Here is a 19465-nt window from a genome sequence, read left to right on the forward strand (position 1 = left end):
CTACTACTGCAAATGTGGAACAAAAGCCAGTAGCAGCACAGGTAGGTCTTGGTACTAGAGTTTCTTCTATTACATCATATTTTACACAAGGATCTCCAAATGCCACTGATAGCGACACAGACTTTGCTATTATTGGTGATGGATTTTTTGCAGTAACTAATCTTGATGGAGATACTGTTTATACAAGAAATGGTAATTTTTATATGGCAACAGCACAAGAGGGTATGATGCTTGCAACTGCAGAAGGTTATCCTGTATTAGATGTAGATGGACAGCAAATCATTTTAGATGATAATTATCAAGTAAGTTCAATTACAATATCAACTGAAGGGGAGTTATTATATCCAGATGAAGATAATAACCCACAGCCAATTGGTTATAAAATTGCACTTTATCAGTTCACTAATCCTTCCGGCCTTGATAAGCTAGGTACTAGCTACTATGCAGAAACAGAGGCGTCCGGAGTTCCTATTAGTGAAGAGTATGATGGGGTTACAAAAAAGAGTAGCTTAAAGCAGGGCTACTTAGAAGCTTCAAATGTACAAGTTGCTACAGAAATGGTAAACTTAATTACAGCACAGAGAGCTTACGAGCTTTGTTCAAAGGCCATTACTACATCAGATACAATGATGGAGCAGGCAAATAATCTAAAGAGATAATTAGAGGATATATATTTTTCTAGCAATTCATAGGAATTGTTACAGAGGGGATAAAAGGAGGAAAAATATGAGTAGTGTTTCAGGAATAGGTGCATCATCTAGTTATGCAGATGTTTATGATGCAACTAGCAGTGCACTTACAAGTAAAATTAATTCAACAAACTTTGAAACTGCCACAGATGAAGAATTAATGGCAGTGGCAAAGGAATTTGAGAGCTATCTTTTAGAGCAGGTTATGAAGTCTATGCAGAAAATGACTTCAGTTACGGGAGATAGCGACGGAGAAAGTGCTTCAGCTTCCCTATTTAATTCACTCGTGGGTATAACTGGTGAGGAAACAGATTCGGCTATGTCTACACTTAGTGATTACTATGGAGATGAGCTTATTTCTCAGCTTGCAAGTACTTTAACAACAAGTGTTAGTAACAATAACGGTGCAGGTCTTGGAATTGCCCAGGCCCTTTACGAGCAGATGAAGAGAAATTATTCTACTGTGGCTGAGATAAATCAGGTACAGTCAGTAGGAACAGCAGACGACAACACATTAGCCTAATAATAATAAAGTGATAAGTCTTATAAGACAAGTGTTTAAGAGGATTAGAGCAGCTTAAATTGGCTGCTCTTTTTTTGTATTATAATCTGTGTTACAATGTCTTAGTCATTATTATCAAATTTTGTTGGCAGTCGCCAAAATTTTCCAAATCATATAAGAGGTGAAAGAATGGACTACGACAACATAAAAGAAGTAGAGGGCTTTATAGAGAGTATTATTTATCGTAATGAAGATAATGGCTATTCCGTATTTGAGATAGATAACGAAGGAGAAGAGATTACTTGTGTGGGTACATTAAGTTACATAAGCGAAGGCGAGTATATTGTTGCCACAGGTAATTACGTTAAACATCCCGTTTATTATATGCAGTTTAAGATAGATTCCTATGAATTTCAGGCACCTAATGATACCGCTTCTGTCCAGAGATATTTGGCAAGTGGGGCAATTAAGGGTATTGGTGAGAAAATGGCTTCGCGAATCGTAAAGGAATTCGGAGACGATACCTTTAGAATCATGGAAGAGGAGCCAGAAAGATTAGCAGAAATCAAGGGAATTAGCAATAATAAGGCAATGGAAATAGCTAATCAGCTTATGGATAAAAAGGACATGCGCAAGGCCATGATGTTTTTACAAAAATTTGGAATTGCTATGAACCTTGCCACTAAGATCTTTAAGCAGTATGGTAATCAAATCTATAATTTAATAGAGACTAATCCTTATAAATTAGCAGATGATATTGAGGGTATAGGCTTTAAGACAGCAGATGAAATCGCCTCTAGGGTAGGAATTAAGATAGATTCTGACTTTAGAATTAAGAGTGGAATTTCTTACTGTTTGAGTCAGGCTTCCCTTAATGGACACATTTTCTTACCAAAAGAGGAACTAGAAAAAGATGTAGTTAGCCTGCTTTTAATAGACATTGAGGACTTTGATAAGTACTTAATGGACTTGGCAGTGGATAAGAAGGTGGTTTGTAAGACCATGGAGGATGGCAGTGTAAATGTCTACTCTAGCCTTTATTACTACATGGAAGGAAATGTGGCTGCTAGATTAAAGGGCCTTGCCCATGTGGAGTCTAGGTCTTTAGAGGAAATTGATGAGAGAATCAAAAGAATCGAGAAGGAAGAGGACATTGAGCTTGATGATATCCAAAAAGAAGGAATTAGAATGGCAGCAACTAGCGGACTTCTTGTAATTACAGGTGGTCCTGGTACTGGTAAGACTACAACCATTAATTCCATTATTAAGTTCTTTATGCTAGATGGTTTAGAGATTAGGCTTGCAGCTCCAACAGGTCGTGCAGCTAAGCGTATGACAGAAGCTTGTAATATGGAAGCACAAACTATTCACAGACTTCTTGAAATTAACGGCGGTGGGGCTAGTGAAAGTAATTCTAGGGCTTCAGGTCTTTCTATGTTTTTTGAAAGAAATGAAGATAATCCCCTTGAGGCAGATGTAATCATTGTGGATGAGATGTCCATGGTGGATATTAATATTATGTATTCCCTAATTCGCGCCGTGGCTGTGGGTACAAAGCTTATACTTGTAGGTGATGTGGATCAGCTGCCATCTGTGGGACCGGGTAACATTTTAAAAGATATAATTGCTTCTGGCTGTTTCCCTGTGGTTAAATTAGAGAAAATTTTTAGACAGGCGGAAACTAGTGAGATTATTATGAATGCCCATAAGATTAATAAGGGAGAAGAGGTTGTGCTTAATAAGTACAGCAAGGATTTTCTCTTTGTTAGACGTAATGGTGCGGATGCTATTATAAATGCTATGAAGACCTTGATTTCTGACAAGCTGCCAAATTATGTGCATGCGGATATTTCAGAAATTCAGATTTTGACACCATCAAGGAAGTCGGCTACAGGTGTTGATAGATTAAATTCAATTATGCAGGATTTCTTAAACCCTTCTACTCAGACTAAGCAGGAGAGAGTTCACGGAGACACTACTTATCGTGAAGGGGATAAGGTTATGCAGATTAAAAATGATTATCAGCTAGAGTGGCAGAAAAAATCCAAGTATGGTGTAACCTATGATAGAGGAACTGGAGTCTTTAACGGAGATACAGGAATAATCGAGGAAATAAGCCAGTTTAATGAAACAGTAACCGTTAGATTTGAAGATGGCAGATTTGTAGATTACGAGTTTAGCCAGCTTGATGAATTAGAGCTTGCTTATGCTATTACAGTGCATAAGTCCCAGGGTAGTGAATATCCGGCGGTTATTATTCCTATGTATCAGGGACCTAGAATGCTAATGAATAGAAATATTTTATATACCGCTGTTACAAGAGCTAGAACCTGCGTATGCATGGTTGGCGAAGAAGAAATTTTTAGACAGATGGCAAAAAATATTACAGATACCAAAAGATATTCCTCGCTTGATCAAAGAATTAAGGAGATTATGTGTTAAAAACTAAAAAGAATATGTTAATAAGAGATAAATTTTTGGAGGGCTTGGTGGATATCTTCTATCCACCAGCTTGTCCGATATGTTTAAGACCCCGTCCCATTGTGGAGGGCAGGAGGGAAAACATTTGCAAAATCTGTAGAAAAAAAGCCCCATATATAACAGGACCTAGCTGTTTTAAGTGTGGCAAACCTCTAGATAATACAGATAGCGAATTCTGTAAGGATTGTTTGGAAAATCCTCACGTTTTTAAAAAGTCTATGGCTGTTTTTGAATATACAGACAGTATTAGTAAATCCATTTATGAGTTTAAATATTATAACAAAAGAGAATTTGGCAAGGTCTTTGCTAGTGAATTAGTCCTTAGGTTAGAGGATGAGATTAGAAAATTTGATCCAGACGTTATAGTGCCGGTGCCCATTAGTAATGAGAGAAGAAAATTTAGAGGTTTTAATCAGGCGGAAATCTTGGCAAAAAACATGGCAAAGGGCCTAAATATCCCCTATGATGAGAATCTGATTTACCGCGTCAAAAATACAATTCCCATGAAAAAACTGAGCAATACTAATAGAATAAAAAACCTTGAAAACGCTTTTCAAGTGTCTAGAAATGTTGTAAGATATAATAAAGTAGTAGTCGTGGATGATATATATACAACAGGAGCAACTCTAGATGCCATAACTAAGGAATTAAAGCGTTTTAAGGACTTAGAAGTAGTTGGCATTGTTATTTGTGTGGGACAGGGTTTCTAGAAAATAGCTTCTGAAAAATTAAATGTATAACTGAATGCAGGAGGTTTACTATGGAAGTTAGAAATTGTCGTGGATGTGGAAGATTATACAACTATGTTGGCGGTAGCTACAGAAATTTATGTCCTGATTGTGTAAAGAAGTTAGAAGAGAAGTTCCAAGAGGTAAAAAGATATATTGAGGATAATCGCGTAGCAAGTATTAGACAGATTTCTGAGGCTTGCGAAGTTAGTACTAAGCAGATAGAACAGTGGATAAGAGAGGAAAGATTGGTATTTTCTGATGATTCGCCAATTGCAATTTATTGTCAGTCATGTGGTGCTCCTATTAAATCTGGAAAATATTGTGAGAACTGTAAGGAGACTATGTCAGATCAGTTAGACCAGCTCTATGGCAAGAAACCGATTGAGGAGTCAAAGAAAAAGAGATCTGCTACTGCTAAGATGCGTTTCTTAGATAACTAGTAAAGAGAGCAAAGGGGTCGGACAACGACCCCTTTAATTTTTATAAGGAGTGATATGCCTATAAGATTTGCTTTATGCGTTTAGAGTTTATTAAGTTCTTATGTTACAATTAGAATCATTAAAAAATTGACAATATAAATTTTCTTTTTTATACTTTAAAAAGAGCTTATGAAAATGTTTTTCTGGTCGATATATAATTCAGAGATGATACAGAACTAGAAAAAGAAAATTTTTAGGATTGTATTAAAAAAAGAACAATATTTATTTATAAAATCGGTTAAGTTTTGAGATTAAACTTCCGATAAATAAGGCATAAAGCAGAAGAGTCTCTTTAAACTAAGAGTATGGAGGGGTTCTTTATAAGTCTTAGAAAGTATGAAAGGACGGCGAAGAGTATGAGAATAGACGCTTATAATGCAATTAGCCAGGTTTATCAGGCAAATGCTACTAGCAAAGTTAATAGCACAGGCAAGGTGGCAAGTGCTAATGACAAATTCGATATTTCTGATACAGCAAAAACTTATTCTGTTGCAAAGACAGCAGTTGCTGAAAGCTCAGATGTAAGAGAGGATAAGATCGCTGATATCAAGGCAAGAATTGCTGCTGGTACCTATGCTGTATCTGCAGAGGATGTTGCAGATAAGATAGTTAATAGCGTTTCTACTTTGACATTCTAAAAGTGAGGTTTTGACTATGGCTAGCATGATTGATTCATTAATTGAAGATATGAACAAAGAGAATAGCTTGTATTTAGAGCTCTATGGCTATGCCAAGGAAAAGACCAATGCGATTGTGAGTAGCGATGTAGAGTCTCTGCAAGCTATTCTTAAGTACGAACAAGCATTAATTAATAAGATAAATGCAGTAGAAGAAGATAGACTAGCAGTCGTTGATGAAATATGTAGAGTATTACATCTTTCCCCAAAAGACGTGAAGGTAGAAAGAATTGTAAAGCTACTAGAGAAACGACCTAGAGAACATGATAGATTAGAAGAAAGTTACCTGGCTCTTAAAAGGACAGTAAAGAGCCTAATGCAGATAAATGAGAATAATAAAACACTACTTAAGGCGTCTATGGAGATGATTGAGTTTGATATTAATGTTGCTAGATCAGCAACCCTTGCTCCACAGACAGCAAATTATGGAAAGACAGCTACAGAGGCATCGGTGATGACCTCAAGAATTGGAAGCTTTGATGCAAAGCAGTAAATGTAGCTTAAAGATAATAGGGGCGTTTAGACGCTCCTTTTTTTATGCAAAAATTTTGCTATACATTTTCATAAGGAAAAGAAAAATAGAGGTTAATTCTAGCTAGATTTTACCGATATAAATAGCAGATGGACTAACTAGAAGTGACTAAATTTAAACTCTTTTTCATATTTAGAGGTGAAATATTATGGCAAATGGAATGTCAGGACTTTATGTTGGCATGACTGGTGTAAGATCAAACCAGATTGCACTTAATGCAACAGCCCACAATCTTGCAAATATAAATACAGAAGGTTATACAAGACAGCAGGTTACCTTTGAGGATACTGTTTACATGCCAGTTATGACTAATGATAAGGTAACTACTCCTGTTAGTGGTCTTGGCGTGTCTATTTCTGAGGTAAGAAGAATTAGAGATACCTTTATTGATGCATCTTATCGTTCAGAGAATTCTAGACTTGGCTTTTATGATGCACAGTATCAGGCAGTCAACGAGATTGAGGATTTATTTGGTGAAATGCAGGGCGTAACCTATCAGTCTTATTTAACAGATCTTTATAATTCTTTAAACGAGTTAACTAAAAATCCAACAAGTACTGTTGCTAGATCTTCCCTTATTCAGACTGCAACAGCCTTTATAGATAAGTCAGAGGCAATTTACGAGGGTTTAATTACTTACCAGACAACCCTTAATACTGAAGTAAGAAATATGGTTACAACAATAAATGATTTAGGTCAAACTATTTATAGTTATAACAAGAAGATTACAGCTATTGAGGCAGCAGGGGTTGAGCATGCCAACGATTTAAGAGATGAGAGAGATAAGGCTATTGATGAGCTTAGTAAATATATGGACCTTGATTATTATGAGGGACCAAATGGTGAAATCATTATTAATGCCGAGGGCGTGCCTTTTGTTTCTCTTAATGAAGTGGCAGAGATGAGTACAGAATATGTCACTGGTACAAGCCTAGTTATTCCAACTTGGCCTTGCTATGACAGAGAGGTATTTACAGCGACATCTCTTGCTAAGACTTCTAATGAGACAGACACAGATAAGGGTCAGTTAAAGGGTCTCATTCTTTCAAGAGGTAACATGGTGGTGGATTACACTTATGTAGCTGAAATGCCATCAAGCTCAGATTACGATTTAACTACAGCTGAGGGTTTAGCTGAATATAATAAGGATTATGCAGCATATGAGGAAAAGCAGGAATATTACAATACATACATTTTGCCATCTCAGGTTTTAACTGCCATGGCAGGATTTGATTATTTGGTAAATGGTATTGTTACTGCCCTAAACGATATTCTTTGTCCGGAAAAGGAAGTAACACTTACAAGTGAGTATACAGATAGTAATGGCAACTTAGTTCAGGCAGATAAATACATTTACACAAACATAACTAGAGACGTTCTTTACAATAGATTCGGCGAGGAGGTTGCTGGTACATTAAATTCTAGTGGTAGCTATGATTATGACTCAGAAGAAAAGCTCTATAGCAATTCCAATGGTGATGGAACTGGAGCGGTTGCCTTTGATTCGGTAACTTACTCACTTCTTGACCTTGATAAGACAGATTATGGCATGGATAATAATAAGACTGTGGGCCAAGAGCTATTTTCAAGATCAAATACTGAAAGATATGTGGTTACAACCGATTCTAATGGCGACACAATCTATATTAGAAATAATTTAAATGATCAAAAGTACGAGTCTTACTACAGACTTGGTAACTTAAGCATAAATTCAACAGTAGCCCAGGATTTATCCCTTCTTCCACTTTCTACTGTAACGGATAAGGAAGATTTTGAGAGGGCAAACGAACTTGTAGATGCTTGGGATGTGAAGTTTGGAACCTTTAACATCGAAGAGTATTCAAAATCTACATTTAATTCTTATTACAATAACTTCGTTGGAAAATATGCCACTTGGGGCGACGTTCTTAATAGTTATGTAGCTAATCAGCAAAATATGGTAAATGGTTACAACAACCAGAGAACTGAAACAACGGGAGTTTCTTCAGATGAAGAACTTCAAAAGATGATTAAATTTCAGCATGCTTACAATGCTAGTTCAAGATACGTAAATGTAGTAAGCGAAATGCTTGAGCATCTAGTAACTTCACTTGGTGCGATTTAAAAAGAAAGAAGGTAGTTTATGGCATCAACATTTTTTGGATTAACAATTGCATATTCTGGATTACAGGCATCCCAGGCATCTATTAATGTAACTGCTCATAATTTGTCAAATGTAGATACAGACGGTTACACAAAAGAGACTGCCGTTAAGGAAGCAGCAAGTTCTCTTAGAACTTATGCCCCTTACGGTACACTTGGTGCAGGTGTTGATGTTACAGAGATTAGCCAGACAAGAGATAGTTACTATGATGAGAAGTATAGAAATAATCAAACTTATTATGGGGAGTATGAGGCTAAGAATAATTACATGTCACAGATTGAGAGCTTCTTTAACGAATTTATCCTAGATGGTTACACAGAGGAATATAACAATTTCTTTAAAAATGTTAGTCAGACCATGTTAAATCCTGAGGATAATTCTACTAAGAATTCTCTTATTCAAAGTGCAGTAAGTATGACAGATTATTTTAATTATCTTGCTTCTAATTTAAAGGAAATTCAGGAAGATGCTAACAACGAAGTTAAGGATGCAGTAGAACAGATAAATTCATTAGCTCAGTCTATCTATCAGCTTAATAAGCAGATCAATCAGATTGAGGCTTGTTACGGAAATGCTAACGACCTACGAGATTCTAGAAATGCCTTGGTAGATGAGCTTGCAAAGATTGTAAATATTACAACTAACGAAGAGGATTTAGGTAATAACTTAACTAATTACACCATTAACATTAATGGTAGTACCTTGGTAAATTCCTATGGTTATCACGAACTTGTGGTAAATTCAAGAGCAGATACAGATGCAAGAAATAACTCAGATGTAGCTGGCCTTTATGATATTAGCTGGGATACAGGTCAGGAGTTTAACATTTACTCAAGCTCTCTTGGTGGTCAGCTAAAGGGACTTATAGATATTAGAGATGGCTGTAATGGCCAGATCGAATCCGTTGTGGTAGATGACAATGGAGATTATGTCTATAGTACTGATGGATATTTTACAACTGAGTTTTCTGATTACGATGGTAAAAATACAGACTTTAAGGGAATCCCTTATTATCAGGCTCAGTTAAATAAGTTTATGACAGTATTTGCAGATGCAGTTAATGAGATTTTAAAGACAGGTTATTCTTCAGATGGTGAGACAAAAGGTGCTTCACTTTTTGTAATTAAGGATAATCAGGTGGCCTTCTCAGCAAGTAATGTAACAGTCAATAAGGATTTACAGCTTGACCCTTCAAAGCTTGCTACAAAATCAAGGCTAAATACTGGAGCTGCAAATGCCGATATAATTGAAAAGCTTAATACATTACAAACAGCACAGATTTATAACGGTGGTACAGGTTCTTATTTCCTTGAAAGTATTATTTCAGATGAATCTATTGATACTAACAAGGCAAAGAATTTCCTACAAAATCACACAAACTTAAAAACCACTATTCAAAATCAGAGATTATCTGTAATGGGCGTTGATTTTGACGAAGAGGCTATGGATTTAGTAACCTTCCAGCAGTCTTATAATCTAAGCTCAAAGATGATGTCGGTGTTAAATGAAATTTATGATAAGCTCATTAATCAAACGGGAGTCTAGTAAAAAGATAGTAGAAGAAAGGAAGTAGCCTATGTCCATGCGAATTACTAACGGCATGATGGTAAACAGTTCACTTGCCAACATCCAGGTTAATAAAAACCAACTTAATACCCTAGATACTCAGTTATCTACACAGAAGAAAATTAACAAGCCATCAGAAGATCCTATAGTAGCAATTCGTGCTCTTCGTCTTCGTTCAAGTCTTGATAAGGTAACACAGTATCTGGATAAGAATATTCCTGATGCAGATAGCTGGTTATCAGTAACTGAAGATGCTCTTGATGAAGGTTATAAGATTTTGTCCGATTTATACAATTATTGCGTGCAGGCCTCAACAGATTCTTATTCATCTGCTGAAAGAAAAACTATTGCAGATAGTTTGCAAAATCTAAAGGAAGCCTTTTATGCAGAAGGTGATGTTGACTATGCTGGCCGCTATGTATTTACAGGTTTTGCAACAGATGTGCCCCTTACATATCAGTCAGATGATACGGCAGCAGATGTAGATTATACAATTACTCAGAATTTTACCAGAGAGAACCTCTCTTTAAAGACAGCTTACACCAATGCTTATACTAATACAGATATTATTAATCTTGATGCAAAATATGATGCCACAACGGGACGTCTTGTAACTCCTAATGTGAAGTCGGTACACAGATTACAGCTTGCCTATAAAGATATTGCTACATCTAAGTTTTCCATTACAGATGCAAATGGAAACACAGCCGCAATAACCATTGATAATAGTGGAAATGTTACAACAGATAATACATTACAAACATCTGGTGGAAACGCAATAACTATTACTCATACAGTGGATGATAATTATGTTCCAGGAGAAGATGAAATTGCCATTAATACTACAACTGGAGAGCTTTTGTTAGGTGAAAATGTTTACAAAGACGTTTATACCAACAATACATTTTCAGTAACATATGATAAGAACAATTTCATTAAAGGGGATTTAAATCCTACTATGTATTTTGATTGTATTGATAATATTTCTGGAATAGAGTATAATAAAGTACAAGAAAACATTGAGTACAATATAAATTTTTCGCAGAAACTAAAAATTAATACTGAAGCTAGAGAAGGCTTTGATATTTATCTTGGTAGAAATATCGATGATTTGGTAACTGCAGTTCAAAACGTTTTGGATTTAGAAGACCAAATTAAACAGGTAAATTCTATGCTAACACAGGATCAGTATTCTGATAGTAGTTCCCAGACTAAGTTAAATGATATCTTAGAGGGACTTACTAAGCAGTTAGAACTTGCGGAAGATAAGATGACTGATGTTTATGAAGATGGTGTAGGATGGATGCAATCTTACCAGACTACAATTTCTGAATGTAAGGCAGATGTAGGTAATAGAAAAACAAGATTGACCTTAACAAAATCTAGACTTACAGAGCAGGAGACTAACTTCAAAAATCTAAAGTCGCAAAACGAGGATATTGATCTTGAAGAGGTAGTTGTAAATTATTCTGCAGCGCAGTTAGTTTATAACGCATCTCTAACAGCATCAGCAAAATCGGTTCAGCAGACACTTTTAGATTTTCTTTAAAGTGGGAAGAGTCCGCCCATAAGAGCAGCTTTCAGCTGAAGGGCGGCTCCTACATCACAATTTGCTTCGCAAATTGCGACAGTAAATAGCGGGGAAAGGTTAGGTGTGACATGAAGGTAGAGACTAAATGGTTTGGGACTATTGAAGTGGGAGAGGAACAAATTCTCACATTTGAAAAAGGTATTATAGGCTTTGAGGATTGGAAGAAGTATACTCTAATTTACGACGCCGAAAAGGGAGTTGAAGAAAGTTCAATTTTCTGGCTTCAGGCAATTGATGAGCCAACTCTTGCGCTTCCTATTATGGACCCTACTCTAGTTTATGAAGGGTATGATCCAATAGTTGAAGACGAAATTATTAACACACTTGGAGATAATATTGCAGACGCTACACTTCTTGTAGTTTGTACTGTAACTGTTCCTGAAAAGCTTGAGAATATGACAGTTAATCTTAAAGCACCAGTTATTATTAACATGGATACTAATAGAGGTGTTCAGTTAATAGCCGATAACGATGATTATCAAGTACGTTACCCTATTTATGACATTCTCAATGCTGAAAAGGACGGTGAATAATATGCTAGCATTATCAAGAAAAAAAGACGAGGCCATTATTATTAATGATGATATAGAAGTAACTGTAATTGAAATTAAGGGAGAGCAGGTAAAGCTAGGTATTACTGCCCCTAAATCTGTTCCAGTTTATCGTAAGGAAGTTTATGTTCAGATTCAGGCAGCTAATAAGGAAGCAGCAGCTCAAAAGGTTGATGTTAATGCCTTAAAGAATCTTTTTAAGAAGTAGATTATTGGGATTTATTTAACTTTATTTTGGGAGAGACAGGGGAAGGACAAGCCAGAGGATAAATAATATCTATTCAAAATACACAAAATATGAAGATTTATTTGTAGAAATTGTACAAACCTTGTATAATTTCTGATTTTGGCGTTAAGTTTTTATATTTGTTAGTCGATATATAAGACAGCAAAGTCTTATTTATATATATAAACGCAACTAAACAAATTAATTCTTCACATGGAGGTGAAACCTATGGCTATTGATGTAGGTAACGTAGCAAGTTATCAAAGTAATTCAACTGTAAATGCTAAACCAGCTTCAAACGTTGGCACTGTTAGCGTGGAAAATGCTAAAAGTGGCAGCGTTGTAACTGCGTCTAGCCAATCTTCAACCACAGATCAGGCAGTGGCAATTCCAAAAGTTTCTGACATTGTAGCAGCAAAAGCTAAGGAGGAAGATCCTACTAATTTTGAAAATGTTAACGTTAACGTTAATGTAAAGACAAAGGAAACTTCCCTTAAGGATGTCACTGACATTAGTAAAATTGTCAATAATAATACTGTGGCGGAATTTAGTTATAATGAACCAACAAAAAGAATAGCGATTAAGATCAAGGACAAGAGTACTAACGAGGTTATTAAAGAAATTCCATCTGAGAAAGCTCTAGAGATGTTGGCTAAGGCATGGGAGCTTGCAGGCATTATGGTTGATGAAAAACGATAATATTAGTGAAAAGACTAATATTTTAAACACAATATTCCGATGCATATACTATACAGAATACTATGTAAACATGGATGTTTGATTTTGTAATGCAAGGACGCAAAGATAGGAGAGGTTATATGACAGTAAGAGTATCGGGTATGGTCTCAGGAATGGATACTGATTCATTAGTAGAAGCTCTTGTTTCTTCATACAAAGTAAAAAAGGATAATTTAGTTAAGGCACAGACTAAGCTGAGTTGGAAAAAAGATGAGTGGAAGACAATGAATACAAGCATTTATAGCTTTTATTCAGGAAAATTGTCGGCTGCAAGACTTTCTACTAATTACAATTTAAAGACAGCTACTGTGTCTAATAGTTCTGTAGCTAAAGTTACAGCTTCATCATCAGCTGTAAATGGAACACAGACTTTAAAAGTAAATAAATTAGCATCTACAGGTTACTTAACAGGTGGCGAGATTACTGATAGCTCTGGATCAAGTTTAACTGAAAGTTCTAAAGTATCAGAGGTATCAGGACTTTCAAGCTTTAGTTCAGGTAATATTACTGTTAAAGTAAATGGTGAAACAAAAGATATTAATATTACATCTGATATGACTTTAGCAGCGGTTGCAAATGCATTTAAAGGTGCAGGCTTAAATGCAAGCTTTGATGCAAATAATGGTAGATTTTTCATTAGTGCTAAGGAAAGTGGTGCGGATAATGATTTTACATTAACAGCATCAGATTCTTCAGGCCTTTCACTTTTACAAAATTTGGGTATCTATAGCACTAGTACAGCGACTACAGCAGAATACACTACCTGGGCTAATTATACAGATGAAGAATTAGAAAATTTAGCTAGTGAGGCGGCAAATAAAAATACTAAATCCGTAGAAGATAGAGCAGAAGCTTATGCTAAGCAATATAATTCAGCTTATAACGCTTCTAAAGCTATTACTGATGCAAATGGTTCTCTATCTGAAATGGAGACAAAGAAGGCAGAATATGAAAATGCAATGTCTGCCTACGATTCTTATAAGACAACAGATGAAGACGGAAATGAGACTTATGATACAGCAGCAATAGAGGAAGCAGGTCTTACAAGTGAATTTAATACAGCTAAGACAAATCTTGAAAATATAAATACAGCTATTACAAATTATAATAATTATCAAACTACAATATCTGAAACAGCAGACAAAGTTGTTATTTCTGATGATGGAACTGCAACTAAAGCAACAGAAGGCACAACTGCTTATGACAATATTAAAGCCGAGTATGATAACGAGTATGCAACTAATTATGATAGTTATTTGGCTAATTATACAGCTAAGAGGGAATATGCTCAAAACGTTGTAGATGGTACAGTTTCAACAGCAGCAACAGGTGCCTCTGCAAATGCAGTTAGAATCACAGGAACAGATTCAGAGATTGTTTTAAATGGAGCGACATTTAAGAGTGATTCCAATACATTTTCAATCAATGGTTTAACAATTCAGGCAACAGCTCTTACAGGAGACGAAGAAGTTTCTATAACCACTGATACAGATATTGATGGAATCTATGATTTTGTAAAAGGTTTTATTTCAGATTATAACAAACTTATTAAGGAAATGGATGTAAAATATAATGCTGCATCAGCTAAGGGATATGAGCCTTTAACTTCAGAAGAAAAAGATGCAATGTCAGATGATGAAGTAGAAAAGTGGGAAACTAAGATTAAAGAGTCTCTCCTTAGAAAAGATAACATCTTAGGACTTACAATGAATTCTTTAAAGGCAGATATGGCTTCAGCATTTACAATAGATGGAAAGGGCTATTCTTTAGCGTCTTTTGGTATAAGTACTTTAGGATATTTTGCATCACCAGAGAATGAAACTGGAGTTTATCATATTGATGGAAACTCAGAGGATTCAGCAACTTCTGGTGTTGATGATAAGTTAAGAGAAGCAATAGCTAATGATTCAGAGACAGTTATTTCCTTCTTTTCACAACTAGCAACCAAACTTTATACAGATCTTGGTAATAGAATGGCAAGTTCTTCAACAAGTAGTGCCTACACTATTTATAACGATAAAGAAATGAATACTCAGTATTCACAATATACATCAAAAATTACAGATGCAGAGGATAAGGTTACCACATGGGAAGATTATTATTATAAGAAGTTCTCAGCAATGGAATCTTCTCTAGCATCACTTAACTCACAGCAGTCATCTCTATCAAGTTATTTTGGATAAAGAAAGGCAAGGGTATACTAACTAGAGGTTAATCGTTTTATGAAAATGTATCATAGCAATACATTTTCAAAAATGATTACAAATAAGGAGGAACTGGTATGGCATTAACTCAAGGGCAGAAGCAACAGCAGCAAGCATTAGCAGAACAATATAAAAGAAGTAAGATTCTTACAGCATCACCTGCAGAGCTTACCCTTATGCTTTATGAGGGAGCGATTAAGTTTTGCAACATAGCAATTATGGCTATTGAAAAAGGTGATATGGAAAGAGCTCATATTTATATCAAGAAGACTGAGGATATAATTATTGAATTTAGATCAACTCTTGATAGAAAATATAAGGTGGCTGAAGATTTTGAGCGCGTCTATGTTTATATCTATGACCTTTTAGTAGAAGGTAATATTAAAAAGGATACTGAGATACTAACAAGGGCTCTTAATGAAATTAGAGGAATGCGCGATACCTGGAAAAAGGTTATGGAAAAGACAAAAGGACAATCGCCAAAGAATAGCTAAGAGGGTATATTAAGAGGGGATATTATGGAAAATTATTTAGAGATTATGAAGGACAGCTTAAAAAAGAAAATAAAGGTGCTAGAAAAAATCGAGGAGCTTGATAGAGTTCAGACAGAACTTTTTAGTGCCGATCCTTTTGATGAGGAAAAGACTAGAGCTAGCTTTGAAGAAAAAGGAAAGTATATCAATGAGTTAGACAGACTTGATGCAGGCTTTCAGTCTCTATTTAATAAGATGAAGGATCAATTAGATGGCAAGAAAGACCAGTACAAGGAAGAAATAAAGGAAATGCAAAGCCTTATTAGAAGAGTCACTGAACTTAGTGTGACAATAGAGAGTCAGGAGAAGCGAAATAAGGATTTGGCAACTAAAAGATTTAATGGTATGCGCAAGGAAATTTCCAATGCAAAACGAAGTACTAGTCTTGCAAAACAATATTATAGTGCAATGAATAATGTGCTAAATGTAGACCCTCAATTTATGGACTCAAAGAGTTAAAAAAGCTAGTGTTTAAGGCTTTTTTTAACTAAATCATTTGTTAGGAAAAATTTTAAAAAAATAGTTTACAAATAACTAACTAAATGGTATATTAGTACTAGAAAAAGATAGATTTTCTATCTAGGTGGTAAGAATAACAGAATATACGAGGCAGTAACACCATTATCTCTTTAGTTAATTACCGTTAACTGTGACAATTGCGAAGCAATTGCCATGTAGCCACGAGCAGATTGCCGAAGGCAATTCTAATGCGAGCTGGTTCCTAGGATAGCGGATAATTAATAGATGAAGCAATAACGCTTCACTAAATCTTAAAATGCCAAGGAAGGCATTAGTTCTTTTTTCAAGGAGGAAAAAATTATGGTAGTACAGCATAATATCACAGCGATGAACACAAACAGACAGATGGCTTCAATTCAGAGTGCATTGTCTAAGTCAACAGAGAAGTTATCATCAGGTTACAAGATCAACAGAGCCGGTGATGATGCAGCAGGTCTTTCAATTTCAGAAAAGATGCGTGCACAGATTAGAGGTCTTAGTAAGGCTTCTGCTAATGCACAGGATGGTATTTCACTTATCCAGGTTGCTGAAGGTGCATTAAATGAAACACATTCAATCTTACAAAGAATGAATGAATTAGCAACACAGGCAGCTAATGATACTAATACAGCTACTGATAGAACAGCTCTTGCAGCTGAAGTAAATCAGTTAGTATCTGAAATTGATAGAATTCGTGAGACAACACAGTTCAACACAATGAACCTCTTAGATGGTTCATTCACAGGAAAGAACTTACAGGTAGGTTCACTTGCAGGTCAGAAGATTCAGATTAGTATTGGAAACATGAATTCAGCTTCATTATCAGTTAGTGGATTATCACTTGCAAATTATTCTTCAGCAGGTCAGGCTGTTACAAAGGTGCAGGCAGCTATTGATAAGGTATCAACTCAGAGATCTACACTTGGTGCTTTACAGAACAGATTAGAGCACACAATTAACAACTTGGATACTACTAAGGAGAATACACAGGCAGCTGAATCACGTATTCGTGATACAGATATGGCTTCTGAGATGGTAGAATACTCAAAGAACAATATTCTATCACAGGCAGGTTTATCAATGCTTTCACAGGCTAATCAGGCTAACCAGGGTGTACTTTCAATTCTTGGTTAATGATAACAAGGCTTAAAAGAGTGTTTAAGTAAACTACTATAAAGGAGGCAGTCAAGAAATTCTTGACTGCCTCTTATTTTTTTGCAATAATTATAATAGTGAAAAGATGTGAATAATTAAAAAATTGGGAAGAGTCCATAAAGTAAAAAGTTCTAATATTAGATTTTTTTTTAATATTAGGGTTAAGTTATGTTTAATTCGTCCGATATATGAAGTATGAAGAGTGAAAGCAATGGTACCCTATTATGAAATTCACTTAAAGGGCATCGAAATTGAAAATACCCAATCAATTTAAAGATGCAAAAAAACATTAAAAATGCATTACAAGATTAGCTAATGCAGAAGTGACTAGAGATAGTTATAAACATATGGAAATTTTCTAAATCAAGGAGGAAACAAATATGGTAGTACAGCACAATCTTACAGCAATGAATACAAACAGACAGATGGGTAATGTTCAGACAAATTTAGCAAAGAATACTGAAAAATTATCATCAGGTTATAAGATCAACAGAGCTGGCGATGATGCTGCGGGTCTTTCAATTTCAGAAAAGATGCGTGCACAGATTAGAGGTCTTAATAAAGCTTCAACAAATGCAGAAGATGGTATTTCACTTATTCAGGTAGCTGAAGGTGCATTAAATGAAACACATGCGATTCTTCAAAGAATGAACGAACTAGCAACACAGGCAGCTAATGATACTAATACAGCTACAGATAGAACAGCCCTTCAGGCCGAAGTTGATCAGTTGGTATCTGAAGTTAATAGAATTCAGAGTACTACACAGTTTAATACAATGAACCTCTTAGATGGTTCATTTACAGGTAAGAACTTACAGGTAGGTTCGCTTGCAGGTCAGAAGATTCAGTTAAGCATTAATAACATGGATGCTACTTCATTAGGCATTAATGCATTATCACTTTCTACATTTGAAAAAGCTGGATCTGCAATTACAAAGGTGCAGGCAGCAGTTGATTTAGTATCAACACAAAGATCTACACTTGGTGCGGTTCAGAATAGATTAGAGCATACAATTAACAACTTGGATACAACAAGTGAGAATACACAGGCAGCTGAATCACGTATTCGTGATACAGATATGGCTAGTGAAATGGTTGAGTACTCAAAGAATAACATTTTAGCTCAGGCAGGACAGTCAATGCTTACTCAGGCAAACCAGGCAACACAAGGTGTATTATCAATTTTACAGTAATAAACATAAAAATTTTTAGGGCGTCTATGACGCCCTTTTTTAATGTGACAATTGCGAAGCAAGTTTTTTTACATTTTCAAAAAAATTTTAAAATCCCCCTAAACTAATAAAAAAGTGTGCCGATATATCTAGTAGCAAATAAATATATGGTGCATAAATAATTTAAAAGTACCAAGGTATTTGCTAAATAGGATATACCAACAGCCTTAGGCATAAGATTTGGTCAAGATCCTATTATTAACTAAATAATTGCATCATGGATGATGTAAACATTTTTTATTTTCAAGGAGGAAAAAAATATGGTAGTACAGCATAACGTAACAGCAATGAACACAAACAGACAAATGTCTTCAATTCAGAGTGCATTGTCTAAGTCAACTGAGAAGTTATCATCAGGTTATAAGATTAACAGAGCCGGCGATGATGCTGCAGGTCTTTCAATTTCAGAAAAGATGCGTGCACAGATTAGAGGTCTTAATAAGGCTTCTGCAAATGCACAGGATGGTATTTCGCTTATCCAGGTTGCTGAAGGTGCATTAAATGAAACACATTCAATCTTACAAAGAATGAATGAGCTTTCAACACAGGCAGCTAATGATACTAATACATCTACAGATAGAACAGCTCTTCAGGCTGAAGTAAATCAGTTAGTATCTGAAATTGATAGAATCCGTAGTACAACACAGTTCAACACAATGAACCTCTTAGATGGTTCATTCACAGGAAAGAAATTACAGGTAGGTTCACTTGCAGGTCAGAAGATTCAGATTAGTATTGGAAATATGGATTCAGCAACATTATCAGTTAGTGGATTATCACTTGCAAATTATTCTACAGCAGGTCAGGCTATTACAAAGGTGCAGGCAGCTATTGATAAGGTATCAACTCAGAGATCTACACTTGGTGCTTTACAGAACAGATTAGAGCACACAATTAACAACTTGGATACTACTAAGGAGAATACACAGGCAGCTGA

19 protein-coding genes are annotated in these 19465 nt (G+C 35.5%); all 19 read left to right on the plus strand.

Features of this window, described 5'->3' with window-relative positions; all coding sequences use genetic code 11:
• Positions 1-659, plus strand: a 659-nt coding sequence (locus QVA17_RS10650; RefSeq protein WP_287388824.1) for a flagellar hook-basal body protein, incomplete at its 5' end; no start/stop codon positions are given.
• A gap of 67 nt (positions 660-726) precedes the next feature.
• A complete protein-coding gene (locus tag QVA17_RS10655; protein WP_103952332.1) occupies positions 727-1212 on the plus strand; it encodes a hypothetical protein in 486 nt (161 codons plus the stop codon).
• A gap of 183 nt (positions 1213-1395) precedes the next feature.
• Positions 1396-3633 carry an SF1B family DNA helicase RecD2 gene (gene recD2 / locus QVA17_RS10660; RefSeq protein ID WP_287388853.1) on the plus strand — a complete coding sequence of 746 codons (2238 nt, stop codon included), beginning with the start codon at positions 1396-1398 and terminating at the stop codon, positions 3631-3633.
• Positions 3627-4382: a ComF family protein gene (locus QVA17_RS10665; protein ID WP_287388826.1), complete on the plus strand. Its 756-nt coding sequence runs from the start codon at positions 3627-3629 to the stop codon at positions 4380-4382. Before recD2 ends, QVA17_RS10665 begins: the two co-directional genes overlap by 7 nt.
• 50 nt (positions 4383-4432) lie before the next feature.
• Positions 4433-4843: a flagellar protein gene (locus tag QVA17_RS10670; RefSeq protein WP_287388828.1), complete on the plus strand. Its 411-nt coding sequence runs from the start codon at positions 4433-4435 to the stop codon at positions 4841-4843.
• Positions 4844-5238: 395 nt separating this feature from the next.
• A complete protein-coding gene (gene flgM, locus QVA17_RS10675; RefSeq protein ID WP_027430899.1) occupies positions 5239-5520 on the plus strand; it encodes a flagellar biosynthesis anti-sigma factor FlgM in 282 nt (93 codons plus the stop codon).
• A gap of 16 nt (positions 5521-5536) precedes the next feature.
• Positions 5537-6052: a flagellar protein FlgN gene (locus tag QVA17_RS10680; protein ID WP_287388831.1), complete on the plus strand. Its 516-nt coding sequence runs from the start codon at positions 5537-5539 to the stop codon at positions 6050-6052.
• 187 nt (positions 6053-6239) lie between these two features.
• The gene (gene flgK / locus QVA17_RS10685; protein WP_287388833.1) at positions 6240-8195 is read left to right on the plus strand and encodes a flagellar hook-associated protein FlgK; all 1956 of its coding nucleotides are present in this window, start codon (positions 6240-6242) and stop codon (positions 8193-8195) included.
• 18 nt (positions 8196-8213) lie between these two features.
• Positions 8214-9779, plus strand: coding sequence for a flagellar hook-associated protein FlgK (gene flgK / locus QVA17_RS10690; protein ID WP_287388835.1), 1566 nt, complete (start codon positions 8214-8216; stop codon positions 9777-9779).
• Positions 9780-9810: 31 nt separating this feature from the next.
• The gene (locus QVA17_RS10695; protein ID WP_287388837.1) at positions 9811-11349 is read left to right on the plus strand and encodes a flagellin N-terminal helical domain-containing protein; all 1539 of its coding nucleotides are present in this window, start codon (positions 9811-9813) and stop codon (positions 11347-11349) included.
• 110 nt (positions 11350-11459) lie between these two features.
• Positions 11460-11924 (plus strand): flagellar assembly protein FliW, encoded by a 465-nt coding sequence (gene fliW, locus QVA17_RS10700; protein ID WP_027430894.1) that lies wholly within the window; start codon positions 11460-11462, stop codon positions 11922-11924.
• A gap of 1 nt (position 11925) precedes the next feature.
• Entirely contained in the window at positions 11926-12150 is a 225-nt protein-coding gene (gene csrA, locus QVA17_RS10705) for a carbon storage regulator CsrA (protein WP_027430893.1), read from the plus strand.
• Between the two features lie 246 nt (positions 12151-12396).
• Entirely contained in the window at positions 12397-12867 is a 471-nt protein-coding gene (locus QVA17_RS10710; RefSeq protein WP_287388840.1) for a flagellar protein FlaG, read from the plus strand.
• Positions 12868-12986: 119 nt separating this feature from the next.
• The gene (gene fliD, locus QVA17_RS10715) at positions 12987-15089 is read left to right on the plus strand and encodes a flagellar filament capping protein FliD (protein WP_287388842.1); all 2103 of its coding nucleotides are present in this window, start codon (positions 12987-12989) and stop codon (positions 15087-15089) included.
• A gap of 98 nt (positions 15090-15187) precedes the next feature.
• Positions 15188-15604, plus strand: a complete 417-nt coding sequence (fliS, locus tag QVA17_RS10720) for a flagellar export chaperone FliS (RefSeq protein ID WP_027430890.1) — start codon at positions 15188-15190, stop codon at positions 15602-15604.
• Positions 15605-15628: 24 nt separating this feature from the next.
• Positions 15629-16102, plus strand: coding sequence for a flagellar protein FliT (locus QVA17_RS10725; protein WP_287388845.1), 474 nt, complete (start codon positions 15629-15631; stop codon positions 16100-16102).
• 360 nt (positions 16103-16462) lie between these two features.
• Positions 16463-17275: a flagellin N-terminal helical domain-containing protein gene (locus QVA17_RS10730; RefSeq protein WP_287388850.1), complete on the plus strand. Its 813-nt coding sequence runs from the start codon at positions 16463-16465 to the stop codon at positions 17273-17275.
• A gap of 401 nt (positions 17276-17676) precedes the next feature.
• Positions 17677-18489: a flagellin N-terminal helical domain-containing protein gene (locus QVA17_RS10735; RefSeq protein WP_027430887.1), complete on the plus strand. Its 813-nt coding sequence runs from the start codon at positions 17677-17679 to the stop codon at positions 18487-18489.
• A gap of 299 nt (positions 18490-18788) precedes the next feature.
• Positions 18789-19465, plus strand: a 677-nt coding sequence (locus QVA17_RS10740; RefSeq protein WP_287388852.1) for a flagellin N-terminal helical domain-containing protein, incomplete at its 3' end; no start/stop codon positions are given.

It is taken from the genome of Lachnospira sp., from assembly GCF_016290755.1.
Classification (GTDB): Bacteria; Bacillota; Clostridia; order Lachnospirales; family Lachnospiraceae; genus Lachnospira; species Lachnospira multipara.